This is a genomic window from Streptomyces sp. NBC_00096, assembly GCF_045041305.1.
Lineage (GTDB): Bacteria > Actinomycetota > Actinomycetes > Streptomycetales > Streptomycetaceae > Streptomyces.
The window spans coordinates 6,296,928-6,317,674 of the sequence record NZ_CP108221.1; the positions used below are offsets into that span (position 1 = coordinate 6,296,928).

The following is a 20,747-nucleotide window of genomic DNA, read 5'->3' on the forward strand; positions in this document are numbered from 1 at the left end:
CGAGTGGTTCAAACCGTGCAAGGTTCGCGTTCCGGTCCGGTCCGGGGCAATCGATTTTCCGTTGGCCAGAGCTTTTCCGGCCAGGGTCGTGGCTTCAGGTCGTGGCTTCAGGGGCGGGTGGCGCGCTCCAGTTCCAGCAGCGCCGAGTAGTAGCTGCGGCCGGTGGCCCGGTCCATGCCCACCTCGCACATCCGGTTCGCCGACAGGTGCGCGTCGAACTCCCGCGCCGTCACCTCGGCCGCCTCGCGCGCCGTCGCCGACTCCGTCAGCTCCGGGTGCAGCATGCCGCGATCGCCCGCGAAGGCGCAGCACCCCGCGTCGTACGGGACCACCACCTCATCGGCGCAGGCCTCGGCCACCGCCCGCAGCTGCGCCTCGTCGTCCAGGTGCCGCATCGAACAGGTGGGGTGGAGCACCGCCGAGCCGACCGTGCGCCGGATCTCCAGGTGAGGCAGCAGCTCTTCGGCGGCCCAGACGATGGAGTCGACGATCCGCAGCTCGGCGTGGAGCGCCCGGTTGTCCTGCGTCAGGTACGGGACCACCTCGTGGGAGATGCCCAGGGTGCAGGAGGAGGCGTCGACGACGAGCGGCAGCCGCCCGCCGGCCGTCCAGCCCCAGGCGGCCTCCACGATCCGGTTGGCCATCACGCGGTTGCCGGCGTCGTACCCCTTGGAGTGCCAGATCGTCGCGCAGCAGGTGCCCGTCACGTCCCGCGGGATCCACACGGGCTTCCCGGCCCGCTCCGACACCGCCACGACCGCTTCCGGGAGGGAGGGCCCGGGGCGGCCGCCGGGGCCGCCGAAGATCCGGTTGACGCAGGCCGGGTAGTACACCGCCGTGGCGCCCACGCGCCGGGTCGCGGGCAGTTTGCGGGCCGCGGCGCCGGGGATCTGCGGCAGCCACTCCGGGACGAGGTCGGGCCGTACGGCTCTGCGCGCGGCCCCCGTCAGGGCCTCCAGGATCCCGTCCCCGACGGCATCGGTGATCTTGTCGGCGGCGGCCACGGCCAGCCGGGCACCCGCTTCGACGACGCCGAACCGCCGGGCAGCGAGCGCCGCGGCGCGCTCCTCGCGCGGGCTGTGCCGGCGGTGGCGGAAGTCCTTCATCAGCGCACCGGTGTCGATCCCGACGGGGCAGGCCAGTTTGCAGGTGGAGTCGCCGGCACAGGTGTCCACGGCGTCGTAACCGTAGGCGTCGAGGAGCCCGGCGAGGACGGGGGAGCCGGGCTGCTGGCGCATCATCTCGCGGCGCAGCACGATCCGTTGGCGCGGCGTCGTGGTCAGGTCCTCGCTGGGGCAGGTCGGTTCGCAGAACCCGCACTCGATGCAGGGGTCGGCGACGGCCTCCACCCGCGGGATCGTCTTCAGACCGCGCAGGTGCGCCTTCGGGTCGCGGTCGAGGAGGATCCGCGGGGCGAGCACCAGGTCGGGGTCGATGACCCGCTTGGTGCGCCACATCATCTCCGTGGCCCGGGGTCCCCACTCCAGCTCCAGGAAGGGGGCCATGTTGCGGCCGGTGGAGTGCTCGGCCTTCAGGGAGCCGTCGAAGCGCTCCACGGTGAGTCGGCAGAAGGCCTCCATGAAGGCGCCGTACCGCTCGACGTCGGCGGGTCGGGCGGCGTCGAAGGCGAGCAGGAAGTGCAGGTTGCCGTGGGCGGCGTGGCCGGCGACGGCGGCGTCGAAGCCGTGCTCCGCCTGGAGTTCGAGGAGGGCCTCGCAGGCTTCGGCCAGCCGGGACGGGGGGACCGCGAAGTCCTCGGTGATCAGGGTGGTGCCGGGGGCGCGGGCGCCGCCGACGGCGGTGACGAAGGCCTTGCGGGCCTTCCAGTAGCCGGAGATGGTCCTCGCGTCACGGGTGAAGGCGTTCGTCACCGAGGCCACCGGCTCCACCAGGTCCAGCCCGGCCACCACCGCGGCGGCGCGCCGCTCGTGCTCCGCGCGCCCGGCCTCGTCGGGGGCCCGGAACTCCACCAGCAGCGCGGTGGTGTCCCTGGGCAGGTCGGCCCAGTCGGCGGGCACCCCCGCGACGCTCACCGAAGCGCGCAGGGTGTTGCCGTCCATCAGCTCGACGGCCAGCGCCCCCGCCTCGTTGAAGAGCGGTACGGCGGCGGCCGCGGCGGGCAGCGAGGGGAAGAAGAGCAGGCCGCTGGTGAGCTCGCGGTCCAGCGGCAGGGTGTCGAAGACGACTTCGGAGATGAATCCGAGCGTGCCCTCGGAGCCGACCATCAGCCCGCGCAGGACCTCCACGGGCGTGGAGCCGTCGAGGTAGGCGTCGAGGCGGTAGCCGGTGGTGTTCTTGATCTCGTACTTGGCCCGGATGCGGGCCACGAGCTCCGGATCGGCCTCGATCTCCTTCTTGATCTCCATCAGCCCGTGGCACAGGGCGGGCTCGGCGTGCGCGAGCTCCTCGTCGGCCAGCGGGTCGCCGGTGTCCACGACCGTGCCGCTCGGCAGCACGAAGGTGAGCGAGGCCAGGGTGCGGTACGAGTTCCTCGTGGTCCCCGCCGTCATGCCGGAGGCGTTGTTGGCGACGACTCCGCCGAGGGTGCAGGCGATGGCGCTGGCCGGGTCGGGGCCGAGCACGCGGCCGTGGCGGGCGAGCGCGGCGTTGGCGCGCAGGACGGTGGTGCCGGGCTGGATCCGGGCGCGGCGTCCCCCGTCCAGCACCTCCACGCCCGCCCAGTGGCGGCGGACGTCGACGAGGATGTCCTCGCCCTGGGCCTGTCCGTTGAGCGAGGTCCCGGCGGCCCGGAAGACGACCTCGCGCTGCTTGCCGTGGGCGTAGGACAGGACGGCGGAGACGTCGTCGATGTCCTCGGCGACCACGACGACCTGCGGCAGGAACCGGTACGGGGAGGCGTCCGAGGCGTAGCGGACCAGGTCGGAGATGTCTCCCAGCACCTTCTCGGCGCCCAGCAGATCGGTCAGCTCGCGGCGCAGCGTCCCGGGAGTGCCGGCCGACTGCCGGTCGGGCACCCGGTCGGGGGCGGGGCCGCCGACGGTGTGCGGGCGCAGGGCCCCCGGCTTCGGTTCCAGCAGCGGCATCTGCAGCCCCTCAACTCGCGCGGTCCGGTGGGTCTCACTCGTTCGGCGCAGTCCCGGTCCCCTCCGTTCCGGCCTTCTCGCGGCCGGTCCGCCGCCCGGTCAGCAGCCGTGCTCCGGCGGGGCGTCCGCCAGGGCGTTCAGCAGACCGCCGAGCACGTCGCGCTGTTCGGCGGTCAACGGAGCCAGGATCTCCTCTGCGGCGCCGGTTCGCGCGTTGCGCAGGCGGCGCAGCGTGGCGCGGCCGGTGTCGGTGAGCTCGATCCTTATGACGCGCCGGTTCGCCGGGTCGGGCACGCGGCGGACGCAGTCCGCGCTCTCCAGGCCGTCGACCAGCGTGGTCACGGCGCGGGGCACCACTTCCAGACGGGTGGCGAGGTCCGCCATCCGGGGCGGCTGCACGGTGGAGAGGTGGGCGACCGTGCGCAGCAGCCGGGACTGCGCCGGGGTGATGCCGAGCGGCTCCAGATGGCGTTTCTGGATGCGGTGGAGCCGCCGGGTCAGCCGGAGCAGCTGCTCGGCGAGCACGCTGTCGGTGGTGTCGGGGCTGTCCGTCTCGGAAGCGGTGCTCATGCTGCGGTCCTCATAATGGGAACGATATCAGGACCAGATTCATTGTGAGTATAGGTAACAATGAGCTATGCTCATTCGAGTCTCGTCAGCTGTCATGAAGGAGGCCCATGCGCCCCAAAGAACCCGAGTGGACACCCTCGAAGGAATCCCTGGACCCCAGCGGCCCCTCGCCGGCCGAGCGACCGCGCGAGCTGCGCCGCATCGTCGGTCTCTTCCGCCCCTACCGTGCCCGCCTCGCGGTCGTCGGCGTGCTCGTCGCCGCCTCCTCGCTGGTCGGCGTCGCCTCGCCATTCCTGCTCAAGGAGATCCTCGACGTCGCGATCCCGCAGGGCCGCACCGGGCTGCTCAGCCTGCTCGCCCTCGGCATGATCGCGACCGCTGTGGTCACCAGCGTCTTCGGCGTGCTTCAGACCCTGATATCCACCACGGTCGGCCAGCGCGTCATGCACGATCTGCGCACGGCCGTCTACGCCCAGCTCCAACGGATGCCGCTGGCCTTCTTCACCCGCACGCGCACCGGCGAGGTGCAGTCCCGCATAGCCAATGACATCGGCGGCATGCAGGCGACGGTCACCTCCACGGCGACCTCCCTGGTCTCGAACGCGACGGCCGTCATCGCCTCCGTGGTCGCGATGCTGGCGCTGGACTGGCGGCTCACGATCGTCTCGCTGCTCCTGCTGCCCGTCTTCGTGTGGATCAGCCGCCGCGTCGGCAACGAGCGCAAGAAGATCACCGCGCAGCGCCAGAGGCAGATGGCCACGATGGCCGCGACGGTCACCGAATCCCTCTCGGTCAGCGGCATCCTGCTCGGCCGCACGATGGGCCGCGCCGACTCGCTCACCAAGTCCTTCGCCGAGGAGTCCGAGCAGCTCGTCGACCTCGAAGTGCGCTCCAGCATGGCCGGGCGCTGGCGGATGTCGACCATCGGCATCGTCATGGCCGCCATGCCCGCCCTCATCTACTGGGCGGCCGGCATAGCCCTGCAGACCGGTGCGCCCTCGCTCTCGGTCGGCACCCTCGTCGCCTTCGTCTCGCTCCAGCAGGGCCTGTTCCGGCCCGCCGTGAGCCTGCTGTCGACCGGCGTCCAGATCCAGACCTCCCTCGCGCTGTTCGCCCGCATCTTCGAGTACCTCGACCTGCCGGTGGACATCACCGAGCGCCAGGACCCCGTCCGCCTCGACCGCGCCAAGGGCGAGGTCCGGCTGGAGGACGTCCACTTCGCGTACGACGCCAAGAGCGGCCCCACCCTGACGGGCATCGACATCACCGTCCCGGCCGGCGGCTCCCTCGCTGTGGTCGGCCCGACCGGATCCGGCAAGAGCACGCTCAGCTACCTCGTGCCCCGGCTCTACGACGTCACCGGCGGCCGGGTCGTCCTCGACGGGGTGGACGTGCGCGACCTCGACTTCGACTCGCTGGCCCGCTCCATCGGCGTGGTCTCCCAGGAGACCTACCTCTTCCACGCCTCCGTCGCCGACAACCTGCGCTTCGCCAAGCCGGACGCCACCGACGAGGAGATAGTCGAGGCGGCCCGGGCGGCCCAGATCCACGCGCACATCGAGTCCCTGCCCGACGGGTACGACACCCTGGTCGGCGAGCGCGGCTACCGGTTCTCCGGCGGCGAGAAGCAGCGCCTGGCCATCGCCCGCACCATCCTGCGCGACCCGCCGGTGCTGATCCTGGACGAGGCCACCAGCGCGCTGGACACCCGCACCGAGCACGCCGTGCAGCGCGCCATCGACAATCTCTCCCAGGGCCGCACCACGATCACCATCGCCCACCGCCTCTCCACCGTCCGCGACGCCGACCAGATCGTGGTGCTCGACGGCGGCCGCATCGCGGAGCGCGGGACCCACGAGGAACTGCTCAAGGCCGACGGCCGGTACGCGGCCCTGGTCCGGCGGGACCGGGAAACCGCGCTCAAGCCGGAGGTGCCCCCGACCGAGACGCTCCTGGCGGGGTCGTCCACGCGCGGAACGCTCAAAGCCGACTTCCTGAAACCCGGAGCCTTCAAGCCGGACACCCTGCGCGGCACCGAGCCGATCCCGGTAAACGTGTGATCGTATGACCGGCGCACGGGTTGGATGCCGGATATCTGACGGTTCGCGGGTTAGCGTGCCCGCATGCGTCATGAGAACCGGCCGCCGTCACCGCGCCGTTCCCGGCTCACCCGCCGGGGCAGGCTGGCGCTCTTCCTCGGTACCTTCCTGGGGCTCGGAGCAGCAGTCCTGATCCCCTTGCTTCCCGCGGAGAAGGCACCCGAGAAGCCGCGCCAGTTGCTGATCCCCGAGGGCTGGCGGGCCCCGCAGGTCTACGCCGCCATCGACCGCGAGCTGAAGCTCCCGGCAGGCTCCGCCAAGGCGGCGGCCGCGAAGGCCGCGCTGCCCCTGCCGGCCGAGGCCAAGGGCAATCCCGAGGGGTACCTCTTCCCGGCCACGTATCCGGTGACCTCCGAGTCCACCGCGGCCTCGCTGCTCACGTACATGGTCGAGACGGCCGGCAAGAAGCTGGCCACCAAGGCCGTCGCGGACGGCGGCAAGGCCCACGGGATGACCCCGTACCAGACGGCCACCCTCGCCAGCATCATCGAGGCGGAGGCCGAATCCCCCGTGGACATGGGCAAGGTCGCCCGGGTGGTGCACAACCGGCTGGCCAAATCGATGCCGCTCCAGATGGACTCCACCATCAACTACGCGCTGAACCGCTCCACGGTGGACACCAAGCTGAGCGAGACGAAGATCGACAGCCCTTTCAACACGTACGAACGCCAGGGCCTGCCGCCCACGCCGATCGACAGCCCCGGCCTGCGGGCCATGGCGGCCGCGGTCGCTCCGACACCCGGGGACTGGCTCTTCTTCGTCACCGTGAAGCAGGGCGACACCCGCTTCTCGGCGACCTACGAGGAACACAAGCGCCACGTGGCCGAGTTCAACCGCCTCAGGGCCGCCTCCCGCACGACCTGAAGCCCCGAGCCCGGCACGGGGCCGGGGGCGGGCGCCTTCAGCGGACCTCGGCCGGAGTGCGGAGGGCCTGGTTCCGGGAGAGCAGCCGGTGAATCTCGCGGACCGCGGCGCCGCCGGCGCGGTTGGCGCCGATGGTCGACGCCGAAGGACCGTAGCCGACCAGGTGGATCCGCTCGTCGCGGACCGCGCGGGTGCCGTCGAGGCGGATGCCGCCGCCGGACTCACGCAGCCGCAGCGGGGCCAGGTGGTCGATGGCCGCGCGGAAGCCGGTGGCCCAGAGGATCACGTCCGCGTCCACGCGGGTCCCGTCGGCCCAGGCGACCCCGGTCGTCGTGAGGTGGTCGAAGGCGGGTCGGCGGTCCAGCACCCCCGACGCCAGTCCGCCGCGGACCGCCTCGTTCAGGGGCAGGCCGGTGACGCTGACCACGCTCTGCGGGGGCAGCCCCTGCCGTACGCGGTCCTCCACCAGGGCCACCGCCGCGCGGCCCTCGGCCTCGCCGAAGCTCCCGTCGCGGAACACCGGGGGCCGCCGGGTGACCCAGGTGGTCTCCGCCGCCACCTCGGCGATCTCCAGCAGGTGCTGCACCGCCGAGGTGCCGCCGCCCACCACGACGACCCGGGCTCCGGCGAACTCGCCGGGCCCCGGGTAGTTCGCCGTGTGCAGCTGGCGCCCGCGGAAGAGCTCCTGTCCCGGGTAGCGCGGCCAGAACGGCCGGTCCCAGGTCCCGGTGGCGTTGATCAGCGCCCGCGCCGACCAGGTACCGGACCCGGACTCCACCAGCAGCCGCCCGTCCGCCCCGTCGCGTACGGCCCGCACGTCCACGGGCCGGTGGACGCGCAGGTCGAAGCGCTCCTCGTACGCTGCGAAGTACTCCGCGATCACCTCGGAGGACGGCCGCAGCGGATCGGCCCCCGTCAGCTCCATCCCGGGCAGCGCGTGCATGCCGTGCACCTTGCCGTAGGTCAGCGAGGGCCAGCGGAACTGCCAGGCACCGCCCGGGCGCGGCGCGTGGTCCAGGACCACGTGGCCGATGCCCGCCCGCGCCAGGTGGTAGGCGCTGGACAGGCCCGCCTGCCCGGCGCCCACGACCACCACGTCGACGTTCTTGTCCGCGTCCATGTCCAGGTCCATGCCCGCGTCCACGTTCACGTCCGCCGTGCCCCGCTCCGCAAATTCGTTCACGGTTCTACCAACCGGGTCGGGTGGTGAGATCTTCCCGCGGCACGCTCCGGCCCGGGGGTCAGCGCGCGAGCAGGCCGCGCGCCGCCAGTTCCGGAGTCACCCCCTCGCCGAACCAGTAGGCCTCCTCCAGGTGCGGGTAGCCGGACAGGACGAAGTGCTCGATCCCCAGCGCGTGGTACTCCTCGATCCGGTCCGCCACGTCCCCGTGGCTGCCGACCAGGGCCGTGCCGGCGCCACCGCGCACCAGGCCGACGCCGGCCCACAGGTTCGGGGAGATCTCCAGCTTGTCCCGCGAGCCGCCGTGCAGGGCCAGCATCCGCTGCTGGCCGACCGACTCGCTCGCCCGCAGCAGCGACTGCGCCGTGGCGATGGAGGAGTCGTCCAGGTCCCCGAGCAGCCGGTCCGCCGCGCCCCAGGCCTCCTTCGCCGAATCCCGGGAGATGGTGTGCAGCCGGATGCCGAACTTCACCGTCCGGCCCCGCTCCTCGGCCAGCGAACGGATCCAGTCGATCTTCTCCTTCACTTCCTGCGGCCGTTCGCCCCAGGTCAGGTAGACGTCCGCGTGCTCCGCGGCCACCGGACCCGCCGCGGCCGAGGACCCGCCGAAGAAGATCTCCGGCAGCGGGTCCGGCGGCACCGCGGTCAGCCCGCCGTCGATCCGGTAGTGCTCGCCGCGGAAGTCGAAGGGCTGCCCGCCCCAGACGCCCCGTACGACCGACAGGAACTCCGCGGTGCGCTCGTAGCGGCGGTCGTGGTCGAGGTGGTCCCCGAAGCGCCGCTGCTCGGCCGAGTCGCCGCCCGTCACCACGTTGAGCAGCAGCCGCCCGCGCGTGATCCGCTGGTACGTCGCCGCCATCTGCGCGGCCAGCGTCGGCGAGATCACCCCGGGCCGGAAGGCCACCAGGAACTTCAGCCGTTCGGTGTGCTGGGCGAGCGCCACCGTCGTCAGCCAGGCGTCTTCGCACCAGGTCCCCGTCGGCGTCAGCACCGCCTCGAAGCCGAGCCGCTCGGCGGCCTTCGCGATCTGCGCGAGGTACTCGATGTCGGGCTCGCGCACCCCGGCCGCCGAGTGGTTGGCGGCGTAGGCGTGCCGGTCGACCAGGGTGCGGCCGTCACCGCCGGTCGGCAGGAACCAGTGCAGTCGTACCGTCATCAGGAGTCCTTCCCGTACGTCCGGGCGGGAGTGGTGGAGGGCGGCAGGTCCCGGTTGAAGCGGGTGTCCACGAAGTCCTTGAAGACCACCTTGCCGGGGATCAGCTTCAGCTCGGTGAAGGTGTCGGCGATCTTCTGCTCCGAGGCCACGGCGGCGTCGTCCACGGCGACCGGCACCCGGGTGCCGGTGCTCCGCTTGACCGCGTCGAAGGCCACCTCGTACGGCAGCCCGGTCTCCTTCGACCAGGCCTTGGCCCACTCCTCCGGGTGCTTGAACACCCAGTCCTGGGCGCGCTGGAGGCGCTGGAGGTAGTCCCCGATGGCCTTGCCCTTGGCCTCGTCGGCCAGCGCTCCGGGAGCCGCCACCTGGAAGGCGAGCCCGTTGACGATCCCCTCGCCCGTGGTCAGGACACGGGCTCCCGAGCGCAGCACCTGGGAGGTGTAGGGGTCCCAGACCGCCCAGGCGTCGACCTTGCCGCTGTTGAAGGCGGCCAGCGCGTCGGCCGGCTGGAGCAGGGTGATCTGCACGTCCGACGGGCTCAGGCCGGCCTGCCGGAGGCTGGCGATCAGCTGGAAGTGGGCCGAACTGCCCTGCGCCACCGCGATCTTCTTCCCGCGCAGCTCGGCGGGGGTCTGGAGGGCGGAGTCCTTGGGTACGAGGATCGCCTCGCCCGCGGAGGAGCCGTGCGTGGCACCCACCACCGTGATCTTCGACTTGGCCGCGGCGGCGAAGACGGGTGGGGTGTTGCCGACGCCACCGATGTCGACGGCCTTGGCGTTGACGGCCTCCAGCAGCGGCGGCCCGGAGGTGAAGGTGGACCACTTGATCTCGTAGTCGAGCTTGTCCAGCTCGCCGGCGGCCCGCAGCAGCGACTCGGAACCGCCCTTCTGGTCACCCACGTTGAGCGTGATCCGGGCGGCGCCCTTGGCGCCGTCCTTGGTTCCGGACCCGGTGTCGGCGGCCGAGTTGCCGCCGCAGGCGGTCAGGACCAGCGACAGCGGAATCAGCGTGGCGAGCAGGGGCAGGGTGTGACGTCTCATGTCGCTTCTCTTCGATCTCTCGTACGGGAACCAGGTCAGGGGATGCGGAGGGGAAGGGGGGCCGGTCGCGGCTCAGTTGACGCCGAGCTCGCCCAGCAGCCGGGCGCGCAACTCCGCGAAGCCGGGGTCGCCGACCGAGCGGGGCCGCTCGAGTGCCACCTCGGTGTCATGGGCGATGCGACCCTCGTCCATCACGAGCACGCGGTCGGCCAGCAGCAGCGCCTCGTCGACGTCGTGGGTCACCAGCAGCACCGCGCAGCCGCGCCGCTGCCACAACTCGGCCACCAGCTGCTGGGCCTTGATCCGGGTCAGCGCGTCCAGCGCGCCGAACGGCTCGTCGAGCAGCAGCAGATCGGGCTCGCGCACCAGGGCGCGGGCCAGCGAGGCCCGCTGCGCCTCGCCGCCGGACAGGGTCTTCGGCCAGGCGTCGGTACGGTGCTCCAGCCCGACCTCGGCCAGCGCCCGCTCGGCGCGCTCGCGTTCGGGACGGCCGGGCAGCCCGAGCAGCACGTTGCGCCAGACCCGCTTCCACGGCATCAGCCGGGGCGCCTGGAAGGCGACGGCACGGCGCTCGGGAACCAGCACCTCGCCCTCGATCTCCCGGTCCAGGCCGGCCAGCACCCGCAGCAGCGTGGACTTGCCGCAGCCGCTGCGCCCGAGGAGTGCGGTGAACTGGCCTGCCCGCAGGGTCAGATCGAGCCCGTCGATGACGGCCCGCCCGTCGAAGGCCCGGGTCAGCCCCGCGACCCGGACGGCGGAGTCCGCGATCACTGGCCGGTGAAGGTCGGTCGCCATTGCAGCAGCAGCCTTTCGAGAGCGCGGACGAGGAGATCGGCGGAGAGGCCGAGGAAGGCGTAGACGACGAGGCAGACGACGATCACGTCGGTGCGGAAGAACTCGCGCGCCTGGTTCATCAGGAACCCGATCCCGGCATCGGCGTTGATGGACTCCCCGAACACAAGGGCCAGCCAGGCGGTGGCGAGGGAGTAGCGCAGCCCGGTCATGAACCCGGGCAGCGCGCCGGGCAGCACCACGTGCCGCACCAGGCCCCACCGGCCGAGCCCCAGCGCCCCGCCCGCCTCGATGAGCTGCTCGTCCACCCCGCGGATGCCGGCGTACACGTTCAGGTAGAGGTGGAAGGCCGTGCCGAGCGCGATGAGCGCCACCTTCGGTGCCTCCCCGATGCCCATCCAGATGATGAACAGCGGGATGAGGCCCACCCACGGCACCGTGCGCAGCATCTGCACACTGGCGTCGATCAGGTCCTCGCCCAGCCGGGAGAGCCCGGACAGCAGCGCCAGCACCGTTCCCGCCGTACCGCCGAGCACGAGACCGACCGCCACGCGCTGCAGCGACACCCCCATCGCGTTGGGCAGCGTCCCGTCACCGATCAGATCTGCCCCGGCGCTCGCGATGGTCGAGGGCGGCGCGAGTACGTCGGCGGGCAACAGGCCGAAGGTGCTGGCCAGTTGCCACAGTGCGAGCAGCAGCAGCGGCCCGGTGGTCCGCCGTACCCAGCGGGGTACGGACCTGCGCCGGGCGGAGGCCGGCACCACGGGCACGAGGGCGGGAGCGGGAGCGGTTGCGGGGGAGGGTGCGGGTGCCGGGGCCGCAGACGGTACAGATGGAGATTTAGCCGATATATCCGGCGGCGCCTGGCTGGTGATGCTCATGGGTGCTCCACGGGAGGGGAGGGGAGGAGGCGGTCGCGGCGCGCACCCCTGCCCGGCCCGCGCCGCCAGGGCGGCGCGGAGCCGGGTTCGAGAAGCTCAGTCAGGAGCTCGGGGCGTCAGGACCTGCGGAAGTAGAGCGCATGGCGCTCGTGACGGGAAAGGGTGCGGCCCAGCAGGGAAAAGGGCGTCAGCAACCGCGGCAACACGCGGCGGAGGCCACCCGCAGCAGGTCGATGTGACCGCGCGTGGTGAGCATGGCTGAACGCAACATGCGGCGAAACTTAGCCATTCGCCCGCTCCCCGGTCAATGGCGTCTCGCCGAATGGGACTGTGATCTCTCCCGTCGGGACGCGGCCCGCGGGCGGCCGGCCTGCGGGCAGCGTCCCCCGATCCGCTACACACCGCGGTTCGCACGCAGCGTGGCCACCACCGGACCCCGCGGCTGGAGGGTCAGGTCAGGGTGGTGGAGGTGGTCTCGTGGCCGCCGATGTAGAGGGTGATCGACTCGTCCCGCAGCTCCGTGCGGGACAGGGGCCCGCCGTCCTCGTCGCGGGCGGCGAGCAGCCGGCTCGGCAGGTCGTCCCGGTCCTCGCCGGCCGCGGAGGCCGCCTCGTGCTCCCGTATGACGTGCTCGATCTCGCGGTCGAGGACGTCCGCCGCCGCCCGCATCCGCCGCCGGCCCGGAGTCCGCACCCACGGCGGCAGGAACAGCGTCAGCCCGCGGAACTCGGCGCTCAACTCCCGCTGCGCGGTGGCCATGGCGGCGCTGATCGGTGCCTCCCGGCCGGCGGCGTCATTCCCGAACAGGGCGCGGACTGCGATCCGTTGGGTGAGACCGGCCATCTTCCGGTGCACGTCGATCCGAGCGCCGTCGCTCCAGCCGGAGACCAGCGCGTCGGCGCACTCCACCATCGTGGCCGCGTACGCGCGCACTTGGCGCGGGCGGACCGAGGACCGGACCAGTGCCCGCTTGCGCCGCCACTCTTCGCCGGTGGCCACGACCACCCCGTTGCCCGGCAACTGGCGGAAGGCCCAGCCCAGTTCGGTCGGCCTGAAGGCGGACTCGACGGCGCCGAGCAGCTCGCCGGCGTGCTCGGGCCGTGAGACCAGGACGTTGCGCTGCGGGCCGAGCGCCCACGGCGCCCAGTCGCCGTACCCGTCGCGCAGCGACTCGAAGAAGGCCGGCGGATCGCCGGCGAAGGCGGGGAGGTTCCCCAGCAGGGGCCACCGGCGCGGTCCGCGCTCGGTGCCCCGGGGCGTCAGGGTGGCGGTCACCCCGGGATAGGGGACAGCGCCGCCTCCAGGGCGCCAGAGCCGCGGGGCGCCCGCGCCACCGGGGCCCCCGGCCCCGCCGGCTCAGGCGGCCCGGGCCCCGGTGAGCCAGGTGTAGGTCGTCTCCGCGCTGAACTCCGCCTGCCCGGAAGGAAAGAGGAGCCCGGCCGAGGCGAAGGCCGGGTCGTCGGCGGTGGCCGCGACGTACGGGACCGCCACGCACCGCATGCCCGCCGCACGGGCGGCCCGGGCGCCCGGAGCCGCGTCCTCGACGACCACGCAGTCGGCGGGCTCGGCGCCCAGGCGCCGCGCCGCCTCCAGGAACACGTCCGGGGCGGGCTTGCCTTGCGCCACCTCTTCGGCCGAGACCACCGTCGTCAGCAGGGCGTCCAGTCCGGTGCCCACCAGGACCGCGTCGATCGCCTCGCGCGAGGAGCCGGAGGCGACCGCCATCGGGACGCCCTCGGCGTGCAACCGCTCCACGAACCCGCGCATCTCGGGGTAGGCCTCGGTGTGAGTCCGGGCGAGCTCCAGGTAGTCCGCGTTCTGCTCGGCGAGCAGCTGCTCCACCGGGGCGTCGATGCCGTACCGCTCCCGGAAGATCTCCAGGGTCTCCAGGGTGCCGATGCCGATGTACCGGGAGTGCTCCTCCCACGTGAAGTCGGTGACCCCGTGGCGCTCGAGGGTGCGCCGCCCGGACTCGTAGTAGTTCGGCTCGCTGTCCACGAGGGTGCCGTCGAGATCGAATATGACGGAGATCATCCGTTGTGCCCGTCCTGCCGGTGCCGGTCCTGTACCTGTCCGGACCATCTTGTCAGGATTTGCGAGCTGCCCGTCCCACGGACTCCACCAGCGGCAGCAGCCGGTGCGGGACGCGCTCGCGCAGGGCCACCTCGGTCCGGGTGCGGACCACGCCGGGCAGCCGGATCAGCCGCTGGATGACGTCCTCCAGGTGAGCGTTGTCCCGGGCGGCCACCCGCGTCAGCAGGTCCCCGCCGCCGGTGATGGAGAAGGCCTCGATGATCTCGGGTACGGAGGCCAGCGCGTCGCCCACCTCGTCCAGGTGCCCCTGGGTGACCTCGATGTGCACGAAGGCCAGGACCGGATGCCCCAGGGCTGCGGGGGAGAGCACGGGCCCGGTCCCGGTGATCACCCCGGTGCGCTCCAGCCGGTCGAGCCGGGCCTGGAGGGTGCCGCGCGCGACGCCGAGGATCCGGGCGTACTCCCGGACGCTGGTGCGCGGCTGCTCGATCAGCAGGCGCAGGATCCGTGTGTCGAGTTCGTCCACCGCCATGCCGCGACCCTACCAACCGTCCGCATCCCCACCCCGGTCCGTATTCCCGCCCCGGTCCGCATTCCAGGCCCGGTCGGCATTCCAGGCCCGGTCGGCATCCCCGCCCCGGTCCGCATCCCAGGCCTAGGTCGATGCCACCCCTCCGGGATGCATCCGGGGCTGGGTCAGGTACACCAGCGCCACCGCCAGTACCGCCACGGCGGCCGGCAGCAGCAGCCACCCCACCGACCAGCCGGTCCGTACGAGGAGCGCACCGGCCAGTCCGCCCGCGAACATAGCGCCGACCGACCACGCCCGCCGCACCCAGGCCGCCGTCCCGTACCCGATGGCCCGGTCCTGTCCGATGGCCGAGCCGCCGAGGAAGGAGGTCAGCGATCGGGTGACCAGGGTGGTCGGCACCCCGGGCAGGTTCACCCGCAGGCTCGTCACGTTCCGCATCCCCATCGCCAGCGACAGGACCGCCGACACCAGCAGCTGCCGGCCCCCGGGAGCCCCGTAGCGGGGCGCCACCCCCCAGCCGGCGGCCGCGGCCGAAAGGATCAGCACCGCCTCGGCCGCCAGCCCCGTCACGAACCAGCGCCGCCCCCGGTCCTCCGCGAAGGCCTCCAGCCGGGCCCCGCACACGGCTCCGAGGGCGAACGCGGCCAGCGACACGGCGGGCGCCAGCGCGGGCACCGGACCCGCGTGGGCCACCCCGAAGGCCAGGAACAGCACGTTGCCCGTCTGCATCGCCGTGAACACGGGCCCGAGCGCCAGCAGGTGACCGCCTCGGTCAGCCCGGTCACCGCGGTCAGCACCAGCAGCAGGAGGGTCAGCGGCGTCGTACGGGCACCCGGGCTCATGGGCACCGAGAGTGACAGGTCCGGCCCGCTCGCCCGGCGCCGACATGCCGCAGCGGCTAAGGTCCGGAGGGTGAGCGACCTGCTGCTGGTGAGGCACGGCGAGACGGCCTGGAGCGCGACCGGACGGCACACCGGACGCACCGACGTCCCGCTGAACCCGCGCGGCGTCGAGGAGGCCATCTCGCTCGCCCCGTACTTCCAGGACCGCCATCCGGCCCTGGTCCTGACCAGCCCGCTGCGCCGGGCCGCCGCCACCGCCCGGCTCGCCGGGCTGAGCGGTGGCGTCACCGACCCCGACCTGTACGAGTGGGACTACGGCGGCTACGAGGGGATCACCACCGCCGAGATCCAGCGCGAGCGCCCCGACTGGTCCCTGTGGACCGACGGAGTACCGCCCGGCGACGAGGAGCACCCCGGTGAGGACGCCGCCCAGGTCGGCGCCCGCGCGGACCGGGTACTGGCCCGGGTGGCCGAGGTGCTGCGCGAGGACCGGGGCAACGTGGTCCTGGTGGCCCACGCGCACCTGCTGCGGGTACTGACCGCCCGCTACCTCGGTCTGCCTCCCGAGGCCGGACGCCTCTTCCTGCTCCGCACGGGCACCTTCAGCCGGCTCTCCACGGAGCACGGCCTGCCGGTCGTCGCGGGCTGGAACACCCGGCCCTGAGCCGCCGCTCCTGAATAGCCGCCCCTGAGCGGCCACCCCGAGCCGCCGCCCCCGAGCAGCCGTTCCTGCGCCGCCGCCCCGGAAGCTCCCGCCTCGCGCGCCGCGGCGGTCTGCGTGACGATGCGTACATGGCCCACCATGGCTCGGACGGCGGCCCCCTCGATCCCCGGGAACCGGATCGGCGACCGGGAGCGGGCGCGGACCCGGGCGCGGGCGCTGACCCGGACGCTGACCCCGGGCTCAAGGCCAACGCGATCGGTTTCCTGGACGCGCTGGTCATCGGTCTGAACTCGACCTCGCCCGCCTACTCCCTGGCCGCGGTCATCGGGCCGATCGTCGCCCTCGCCGGCATCTACGCACCCGGCGTCATGCTGGCCTCCTTCGTGCCGATGCTGCTGATCGCCGCCGCCTTCTACTACCTCAACAAAGTCGACCAGGACTGCGGGACCACCTTCTCGTGGGTGACGCGCGCGATGGGCCCCTGGGCCGGCTGGCTCGGCGGCTGGGCCATCGCGATGACCGGCGTCCTCGTCATCGGCTCGCTGGCCGACGTGGCCGTGCACTTCGGGCTGCTCGCCGCCGGACTCGACGGCCTGGCGGCGAACGAAGTGCTCCGCCAGAGCCTGACCGTCGTGGTGATCCTCGCGATGACCGCGGTCTGCGTCATCGGCACCGAGATGTCGGCCCGGCTCCAGGACGTCCTGATCCTCGCCCAGGTCTTCTTCCTGCTGGTGTTCGCCGTGGTCGCGCTCTACCGCGTCTACGCGGGCACCAGCAGCCTCGACGGCACCAGGCCCGCGGTGGAGTGGCTCAATCCGTTCGGCGCCGGCGGAGCCGCCCTCACCGGCGGACTGCTGCTCGGCGTCTTCATCTACTGGGGCTGGGAATCGGCGGTCAACCTCACCGAGGAGGTCGAGGACTCGGCCACCGCGCCGGGCAAGGCCGGCATCTGGTCCACCGTGGTGCTGCTGGTGACGTACCTGTCCGTCGGCTTCGCGGTCGTCGGCTACGCCGGGACGAAGTTCCTCGCCGAGAACGCGGGCGAGGAGGAGGCCGTCTTCGCCGTCCTCGCGCACGAGGTCATGGGCGGCTGGGACTGGATGGTCCTGCTCGCCGTCTGCACCTCCGCGCTCGCCTCCACCCAGACCACGATCATCCCCGCCTCCCGCACGGCCCTGTCCATGGCCCGCAGGCACGCCCTGCCGCCGCACCTCTCCCACATCCACCCCCGGTTCCGCACCCCCGACGTGAGCACCTGGTGGGTGGCCGGCATCGCTATCGTCTGGTACCTCGCCGTCAACCAGATCAGCGAGAACGCGCTCCTGGACTCCCTCACCGCGCTCTCCCTGCTGATCGCCTTCTACTACGCGCTCACGGGTCTGGCCTGCGCCGTCTACTACCGCCGCCACCTGCTGGAGAGCGTCCGAAACTTCCTGCTGATCGGCCTCGGCCCCGTGGTCGGCGCCGGACTGCTGGCCTGGCTGCTCGTGAAGTCGGTCGGCAACATGTCCAACCCGCAGAACTCGGCGAGCGGCGCCTCCTGGTTCGGGCTCGGACCGCCGCTGGTCATCGGGATCGGGATCGCCGTCGTCGGCGTGCTCGTCATGTGCTTCTGGCGGATCCGCGACGGCCGCTTCTGGCAGGAGAAGCGGGGCGTCGCCGACCCGGACCTCGTCCACGGACTCAAGAAGTCTTCCTGAGAGGAGCCCCGATGTCCGTCGTCCTCGGGTACGACGAGTCGCCCGGCGCCGAGCGCGCCCTGCACGTGGCCCTGGAAGTGGCCACCGCCTTCGGCGAGCCGCTCGTGCTCGTCTACGGGGCGGCCGCCCCGGGCTCGGCCGGGGAGGAGTACCGCGCGCACCGCGAGGCCGTCCGGGAGGTGGGCCGCAGCGCGCTCGCCCGGGCGGTGGAAGCCGCCGACGAGGCGGGGGTGCCGTCCACCGTCGAGGTGGTCGACGAGAAGCCGGCCCAGGCACTGCTCGACGCCGCCGAACGCCACGGGGCGCGGGTGATCATCGTGGGGAGCTGGGGCGACAGCCCGATCCGGGGCGCCCTGCTCGGATCCACCCCGCACAAACTCCTGCACCTCTCCCCGGTCCCGGTCCTGTGCGTGCCGACCGCCGCCCCCTGATCCGTTGGTCCCGAGTGGCCGAAGATCAGGCCATTCTGCGGTACCAATGGCTCATCTCGGTGCCGGTGAGTTGAGCCAGCAGGCCTCCGGATGTTTATCTGTGTCCTATCCATGTATCTACGGCGCCACGCAGCGCCGGACGGCAACGAGGCCGGTCCGGACCGTGGCGCCTTCGCCGTGCCTGCTTGCCGCCCACCACCCCCGGGCGGAAGACGGCCCGGCGTGTTCCATCGCAAGGGGGGCGGCACACCGCCGTGAAGAGGATGTTCGTGGCTCCGGATCCGGGGCGGGCAAGACTCAGGAACTCGTCGCGGGCCGTCCTCGGCGTCGCGCTCGCCGTGGCCGTGGCCGAGCTCTGCGGGCTCTCGCTCGTGGCGTCGATCACCGGCGGGCTGGCGGCACTGCTGGCCCTCTTCACCGTCACCGACGCCACCGTGCGCGCCCAGCGGGTGACCACCGTCCTGCTGCCGGCCGCCGGTTTCCCCGTACTGGCCCTGGCCACCGCCCTGCACGACCTGCCGCTGATCCGCGACGCGGCCTTCGTCGCCGTCGTGTTCGCCGGTGCCTACGCCCGGCGGTGGGGGGTGCGCGGGCACGCCCTCGGCATCTTCGCGTTCATGAACTTCTTCATCACCCAGTTCCTGCACGCCCGGCCCGGGCAGCTGCCCGAGCTGTTCGCGGCCGTCGGACTGGCGCTCCTGTCGGCCGGTGCGGTCCGGTTCGTGCTGTGGCCGATCGAGCGGAGGGTCCCGCCCGCCGCCGTACCGCCGGCACCGCCCGGTACCGGGCTGGCGCGGCCGACCACCCGGCAGGCCTTCCAGGCCACCGCCGCCTGCGCGTTCGCACTGGGCATCGGCCAGACGCTGTCCGAGGACCGCTGGTACTGGGCGGTCGGCACCGCCTGGTGGATCTTCGTCAACACCGCATCGCGCGGCGAGACGCTGGTCCGCGGCTTCCGCCGGGTGCTCGGCACGGTGATCGGGATCGGCGCGGGCCTGCTGATCGCCATCCCGCTGCACGGGGCGCCCGCGCCCACGGCCGTACTCGTGGCGCTCTGCGTCTTCGGGATCTTCTACACGGCCCCCGTCTCCTACAGCTGGATGATGCTGGCGGTGACGGTGATGGCCGGCCTGCTCTACGGCCTGCTCGGCGTGCTCCATCCGGGCCTCCTGGTCCTGCGCCTGGAGCAGACGGCCGTCGGCGCGCTGTGCGCGGGGCTGGCGGTGATCCTGGTGCTGCCGGTCACCACCCACGCGACGAACGACATGTGGATCCAGCGCGCGCTGCGGTGCGTGCGTACGTGCACGGCCGAGGCCGCGGCGCGCCTCGCCGGCTCGCCGGTCGCCGATCCCGCGCCGCACGCCGCGGAGCTGGAGCTGTTCCTGGGACGCGTACGGCTGTCGCTGGCTCCGCTGGTCCATCCGCTCAGCCCCTACCGCGGCCGCAAGGCCCGGGCCCGGCGTGTGCTCGCGCTGCTCGACGAGTGCGCCGTCGAGGTGCGCGGCCTGGTCTCGGTGGCCGCGGACCCGGACGCGAGCCACGACGCCCGGCTCGCGGCGGCCTGCTGGCGGGTCGAGGCGGCCGTGGGGGCGCTGCTGTCGCCCGAAGCGGAACGGGGCGCGGCTGAGCACGCCGCTGCGGAACGCGCGGTGGACCGCCCGGCCGCGGCCCTCACCCCCGGCCGGGTCGCCGCCGGGCCCGCGCTGGCGCACCTGCACGGTCTGGAGCGGCTCCTCGCCCAGCTCGACGGCCCCCTGCGCCGCGCTTCGCGCTCCCCGCTGGTGGGTGCTTAGGCGGTCCCGGCCGGGCCGGTGTCGAAGACGCCGGCCTTCGCGAGGATGAAGCCGAGCTCGGCTCTGCTGCGGCTCCCGAAGCGCGTCGAGGCGCGTTTGATGTGCGCGCCGATACTGCGGGTGCTCAGGCCGAGCCGCTTGGAAATCGCGTCGTCCGTATGCCCCCGCACCATGAGTTCGAGAATCGTCTTCTGGATTTCGTCGGTGAGTTGGGGAGGGCGTTGCCCGGTCGCGTCGAACTCGACGGGGGTCGCCCGTTCCCACACGGCCTCGAACGTCCTCGTGAGGTGGTGGATCAGGCCGGGTTCGCGAATTTCCAGGGCGTACGGCTGATTTCCGCTCCCGGTGACCGCCGGGACGAACGCGGCGGACCGGTCGCACACGATGAGCCGCTCGAACCGCTCGCCCGCCGTACGGACCTCGGCCCCGGCCCGGGTGGCCCGTTCCATGTGGGCGAGCGTCGGGCCGTGCGAGCGGACCGTGTGGCTGTAGACCGTGCGCCGGCGCACGTCCCGGCCGGCCGGGACGAGCTCGCGGGGGAGCACGTCGGCCCGTACCCCGGTGGGGCAGCGGCCCTCGGGATGGGTGGTGAGCAGTTCCCCGGTGCACGTCGCCAGGGCCGCCTGGACGGCGGCGCCCGTCACCTCGCTGCCGATCAGGGGCCGCAGCAGGGCCTCGTGCCGCTGGTGCTCGTGCCGGTAGACGGCCTCCATCGGGGAGAGGGCGGCGAGCAGCGCGTCGAGCTCCGCCCGCTGGTCCGCGATGGCCCGCTCGACCGGCTTCGCGAGGATGACGGCGGCGACCGAGGGGGGCACGGGGAGGTGGTCGCGGGTGCCTTCCAGTCGGCGCAGCAGACCGAAGGAGACCAGGCAGTCCGGAACGTTCCCCGATAAACCCCCCTCCCGTAAAGCCCGCCGGTATCCGGCCGCGCAGTCGCCGCAGATCGACGTGCAGGCGTCAATGTCGCAATGCGTGGTGTTGGTGTTCATCTGCGCCCTCTTCCTGTTCCGGAAATGCAAGATCAGGATGCCCCGGTCCGTTGGCCGCAGGGGAGTGGAGCGGCAGGATCTTTCTCGCCCGGTGATCGCGAACTGGCCCACATGATCGGTGGCGGGAGTGACGACG

19 protein-coding genes are annotated in these 20,747 nt (G+C 72.7%); 6 read left to right on the top strand and 13 right to left on the bottom strand.

Annotation, left to right across the window (positions count from 1 at the left end; translation table 11 throughout):
- Window positions 1-107: 107 nt before the first annotated feature.
- Window positions 108-3,044: an FAD-binding and (Fe-S)-binding domain-containing protein gene (locus OG904_RS27965; protein ID WP_405495584.1), complete on the bottom strand. Its 2,937-nt coding sequence runs from the start codon at window positions 3,042-3,044 to the stop codon at window positions 108-110.
- 99 nt (window positions 3,045-3,143) lie between these two features.
- Window positions 3,144-3,614, bottom strand: a complete 471-nt coding sequence (locus OG904_RS27970) for a MarR family winged helix-turn-helix transcriptional regulator (protein WP_405495586.1) — start codon at window positions 3,612-3,614, stop codon at window positions 3,144-3,146.
- 107 nt (window positions 3,615-3,721) lie between these two features.
- Here OG904_RS27970 and OG904_RS27975 point away from each other — a divergent pair, with 107 nt between their 5' ends.
- Together OG904_RS27975 and mltG are read left to right on the top strand one after the other, a co-directional pair.
- Window positions 3,722-5,674 (top strand): ABC transporter ATP-binding protein, encoded by a 1,953-nt coding sequence (locus OG904_RS27975; RefSeq protein WP_405495588.1) that lies wholly within the window; start codon window positions 3,722-3,724, stop codon window positions 5,672-5,674.
- Between the two features lie 63 nt (window positions 5,675-5,737).
- Window positions 5,738-6,577 (top strand): endolytic transglycosylase MltG, encoded by an 840-nt coding sequence (gene mltG / locus OG904_RS27980; RefSeq protein WP_405495590.1) that lies wholly within the window; start codon window positions 5,738-5,740, stop codon window positions 6,575-6,577.
- 37 nt (window positions 6,578-6,614) lie between these two features.
- Here mltG and OG904_RS27985 read toward each other — a convergent pair whose 3' ends face one another.
- From OG904_RS27985 to OG904_RS28030, 10 genes are all read right to left on the bottom strand, one after another.
- Window positions 6,615-7,697, bottom strand: a complete 1,083-nt coding sequence (locus tag OG904_RS27985) for an FAD-dependent oxidoreductase (protein ID WP_405498315.1) — start codon at window positions 7,695-7,697, stop codon at window positions 6,615-6,617.
- 121 nt (window positions 7,698-7,818) lie between these two features.
- Complete coding sequence (locus OG904_RS27990; RefSeq protein WP_405495592.1) at window positions 7,819-8,913, bottom strand: LLM class flavin-dependent oxidoreductase; 1,095 nt, start codon at window positions 8,911-8,913, stop codon at window positions 7,819-7,821.
- The gene (locus tag OG904_RS27995; protein WP_405495594.1) at window positions 8,913-9,953 is read right to left on the bottom strand and encodes an ABC transporter substrate-binding protein; all 1,041 of its coding nucleotides are present in this window, start codon (window positions 9,951-9,953) and stop codon (window positions 8,913-8,915) included. The genes OG904_RS27990 and OG904_RS27995 overlap by 1 nt, the downstream gene beginning before the upstream one ends.
- 72 nt (window positions 9,954-10,025) lie before the next feature.
- Window positions 10,026-10,748 (bottom strand): ABC transporter ATP-binding protein, encoded by a 723-nt coding sequence (locus OG904_RS28000; protein ID WP_405495596.1) that lies wholly within the window; start codon window positions 10,746-10,748, stop codon window positions 10,026-10,028.
- Complete coding sequence (locus OG904_RS28005; RefSeq protein WP_405495598.1) at window positions 10,721-11,626, bottom strand: ABC transporter permease; 906 nt, start codon at window positions 11,624-11,626, stop codon at window positions 10,721-10,723. The genes OG904_RS28000 and OG904_RS28005 overlap by 28 nt, the downstream gene beginning before the upstream one ends.
- 187 nt (window positions 11,627-11,813) lie before the next feature.
- On the bottom strand, window positions 11,814-11,915 hold the full coding sequence (locus OG904_RS28010; protein WP_405495600.1) for a putative leader peptide: 102 nt from the start codon (window positions 11,913-11,915) through the stop codon (window positions 11,814-11,816).
- 161 nt (window positions 11,916-12,076) lie between these two features.
- Window positions 12,077-12,901 carry a cytochrome P450 gene (locus OG904_RS28015; protein ID WP_405495602.1) on the bottom strand — a complete coding sequence of 275 codons (825 nt, stop codon included), beginning with the start codon at window positions 12,899-12,901 and terminating at the stop codon, window positions 12,077-12,079.
- Between the two features lie 81 nt (window positions 12,902-12,982).
- Complete coding sequence (locus OG904_RS28020; RefSeq protein ID WP_405495604.1) at window positions 12,983-13,660, bottom strand: HAD family hydrolase; 678 nt, start codon at window positions 13,658-13,660, stop codon at window positions 12,983-12,985.
- Window positions 13,661-13,712: 52 nt separating this feature from the next.
- Entirely contained in the window at window positions 13,713-14,192 is a 480-nt protein-coding gene (locus OG904_RS28025; RefSeq protein ID WP_328297184.1) for an Lrp/AsnC family transcriptional regulator, read from the bottom strand.
- 123 nt (window positions 14,193-14,315) lie between these two features.
- Window positions 14,316-15,080: a YoaK family protein gene (locus OG904_RS28030; RefSeq protein ID WP_405495607.1), complete on the bottom strand. Its 765-nt coding sequence runs from the start codon at window positions 15,078-15,080 to the stop codon at window positions 14,316-14,318.
- 24 nt (window positions 15,081-15,104) lie between these two features.
- Here OG904_RS28030 and OG904_RS28035 point away from each other — a divergent pair, with 24 nt between their 5' ends.
- The 4 genes from OG904_RS28035 to OG904_RS28050 all read left to right on the top strand — a co-directional run bounded on the left by OG904_RS28035 (window position 15,105) and on the right by OG904_RS28050 (window position 19,622).
- A complete protein-coding gene (locus OG904_RS28035; RefSeq protein WP_405495609.1) occupies window positions 15,105-15,698 on the top strand; it encodes a histidine phosphatase family protein in 594 nt (197 codons plus the stop codon).
- 128 nt (window positions 15,699-15,826) lie between these two features.
- Complete coding sequence (locus OG904_RS28040; RefSeq protein WP_405495611.1) at window positions 15,827-17,398, top strand: APC family permease; 1,572 nt, start codon at window positions 15,827-15,829, stop codon at window positions 17,396-17,398.
- 11 nt (window positions 17,399-17,409) lie between these two features.
- Window positions 17,410-17,829 carry a universal stress protein gene (locus OG904_RS28045; protein WP_405495613.1) on the top strand — a complete coding sequence of 140 codons (420 nt, stop codon included), beginning with the start codon at window positions 17,410-17,412 and terminating at the stop codon, window positions 17,827-17,829.
- Window positions 17,830-18,092: 263 nt separating this feature from the next.
- Complete coding sequence (locus OG904_RS28050) at window positions 18,093-19,622, top strand: FUSC family protein (RefSeq protein WP_405498317.1); 1,530 nt, start codon at window positions 18,093-18,095, stop codon at window positions 19,620-19,622.
- On the opposite strand, the gene OG904_RS28055 is transcribed toward OG904_RS28050, so the two are convergent.
- The gene (locus OG904_RS28055; protein WP_405495615.1) at window positions 19,619-20,611 is read right to left on the bottom strand and encodes a LuxR C-terminal-related transcriptional regulator; all 993 of its coding nucleotides are present in this window, start codon (window positions 20,609-20,611) and stop codon (window positions 19,619-19,621) included. The genes OG904_RS28050 and OG904_RS28055 overlap by 4 nt on opposite strands.
- Window positions 20,612-20,747 lie beyond the last annotated feature (136 nt).

Excerpts from the sequence above, each read along its gene's own strand:
- OG904_RS27975 (WP_405495588.1), top strand. The coding sequence starts at position 3,722 with ATGCGCCCCAAAGAACCCGAGTGGACACCCTCGAAGGAATCCCTGGAC.
- OG904_RS27970 (WP_405495586.1), bottom strand. The coding sequence starts at position 3,614 with ATGAGCACCGCTTCCGAGACGGACAGCCCCGACACCACCGACAGCGTG.
- OG904_RS28005 (WP_405495598.1), bottom strand. The coding sequence starts at position 11,626 with ATGAGCATCACCAGCCAGGCGCCGCCGGATATATCGGCTAAATCTCCA.
- OG904_RS28030 (WP_405495607.1), bottom strand. The coding sequence starts at position 15,080 with ATGTCGGCGCCGGGCGAGCGGGCCGGACCTGTCACTCTCGGTGCCCAT.
- OG904_RS28010 (WP_405495600.1), bottom strand. The coding sequence starts at position 11,915 with ATGGCTAAGTTTCGCCGCATGTTGCGTTCAGCCATGCTCACCACGCGC.
- OG904_RS28045 (WP_405495613.1), top strand. The coding sequence starts at position 17,410 with ATGTCCGTCGTCCTCGGGTACGACGAGTCGCCCGGCGCCGAGCGCGCC.
- OG904_RS28040 (WP_405495611.1), top strand. The coding sequence starts at position 15,827 with ATGGCCCACCATGGCTCGGACGGCGGCCCCCTCGATCCCCGGGAACCG.
- OG904_RS27985 (WP_405498315.1), bottom strand. The coding sequence starts at position 7,697 with ATGGACGCGGACAAGAACGTCGACGTGGTGGTCGTGGGCGCCGGGCAG.
- OG904_RS27990 (WP_405495592.1), bottom strand. The coding sequence starts at position 8,913 with ATGACGGTACGACTGCACTGGTTCCTGCCGACCGGCGGTGACGGCCGC.
- mltG (WP_405495590.1), top strand. The coding sequence starts at position 5,738 with ATGCGTCATGAGAACCGGCCGCCGTCACCGCGCCGTTCCCGGCTCACC.
- OG904_RS28050 (WP_405498317.1), top strand. The coding sequence starts at position 18,093 with ATGTTCGTGGCTCCGGATCCGGGGCGGGCAAGACTCAGGAACTCGTCG.
- OG904_RS27965 (WP_405495584.1), bottom strand. The coding sequence starts at position 3,044 with ATGCCGCTGCTGGAACCGAAGCCGGGGGCCCTGCGCCCGCACACCGTC.
- OG904_RS28055 (WP_405495615.1), bottom strand. The coding sequence starts at position 20,611 with ATGAACACCAACACCACGCATTGCGACATTGACGCCTGCACGTCGATC.
- OG904_RS28000 (WP_405495596.1), bottom strand. The coding sequence starts at position 10,748 with ATGGCGACCGACCTTCACCGGCCAGTGATCGCGGACTCCGCCGTCCGG.
- OG904_RS28020 (WP_405495604.1), bottom strand. The coding sequence starts at position 13,660 with ATGATCTCCGTCATATTCGATCTCGACGGCACCCTCGTGGACAGCGAG.
- OG904_RS27995 (WP_405495594.1), bottom strand. The coding sequence starts at position 9,953 with ATGAGACGTCACACCCTGCCCCTGCTCGCCACGCTGATTCCGCTGTCG.
- OG904_RS28025 (WP_328297184.1), bottom strand. The coding sequence starts at position 14,192 with ATGGCGGTGGACGAACTCGACACACGGATCCTGCGCCTGCTGATCGAG.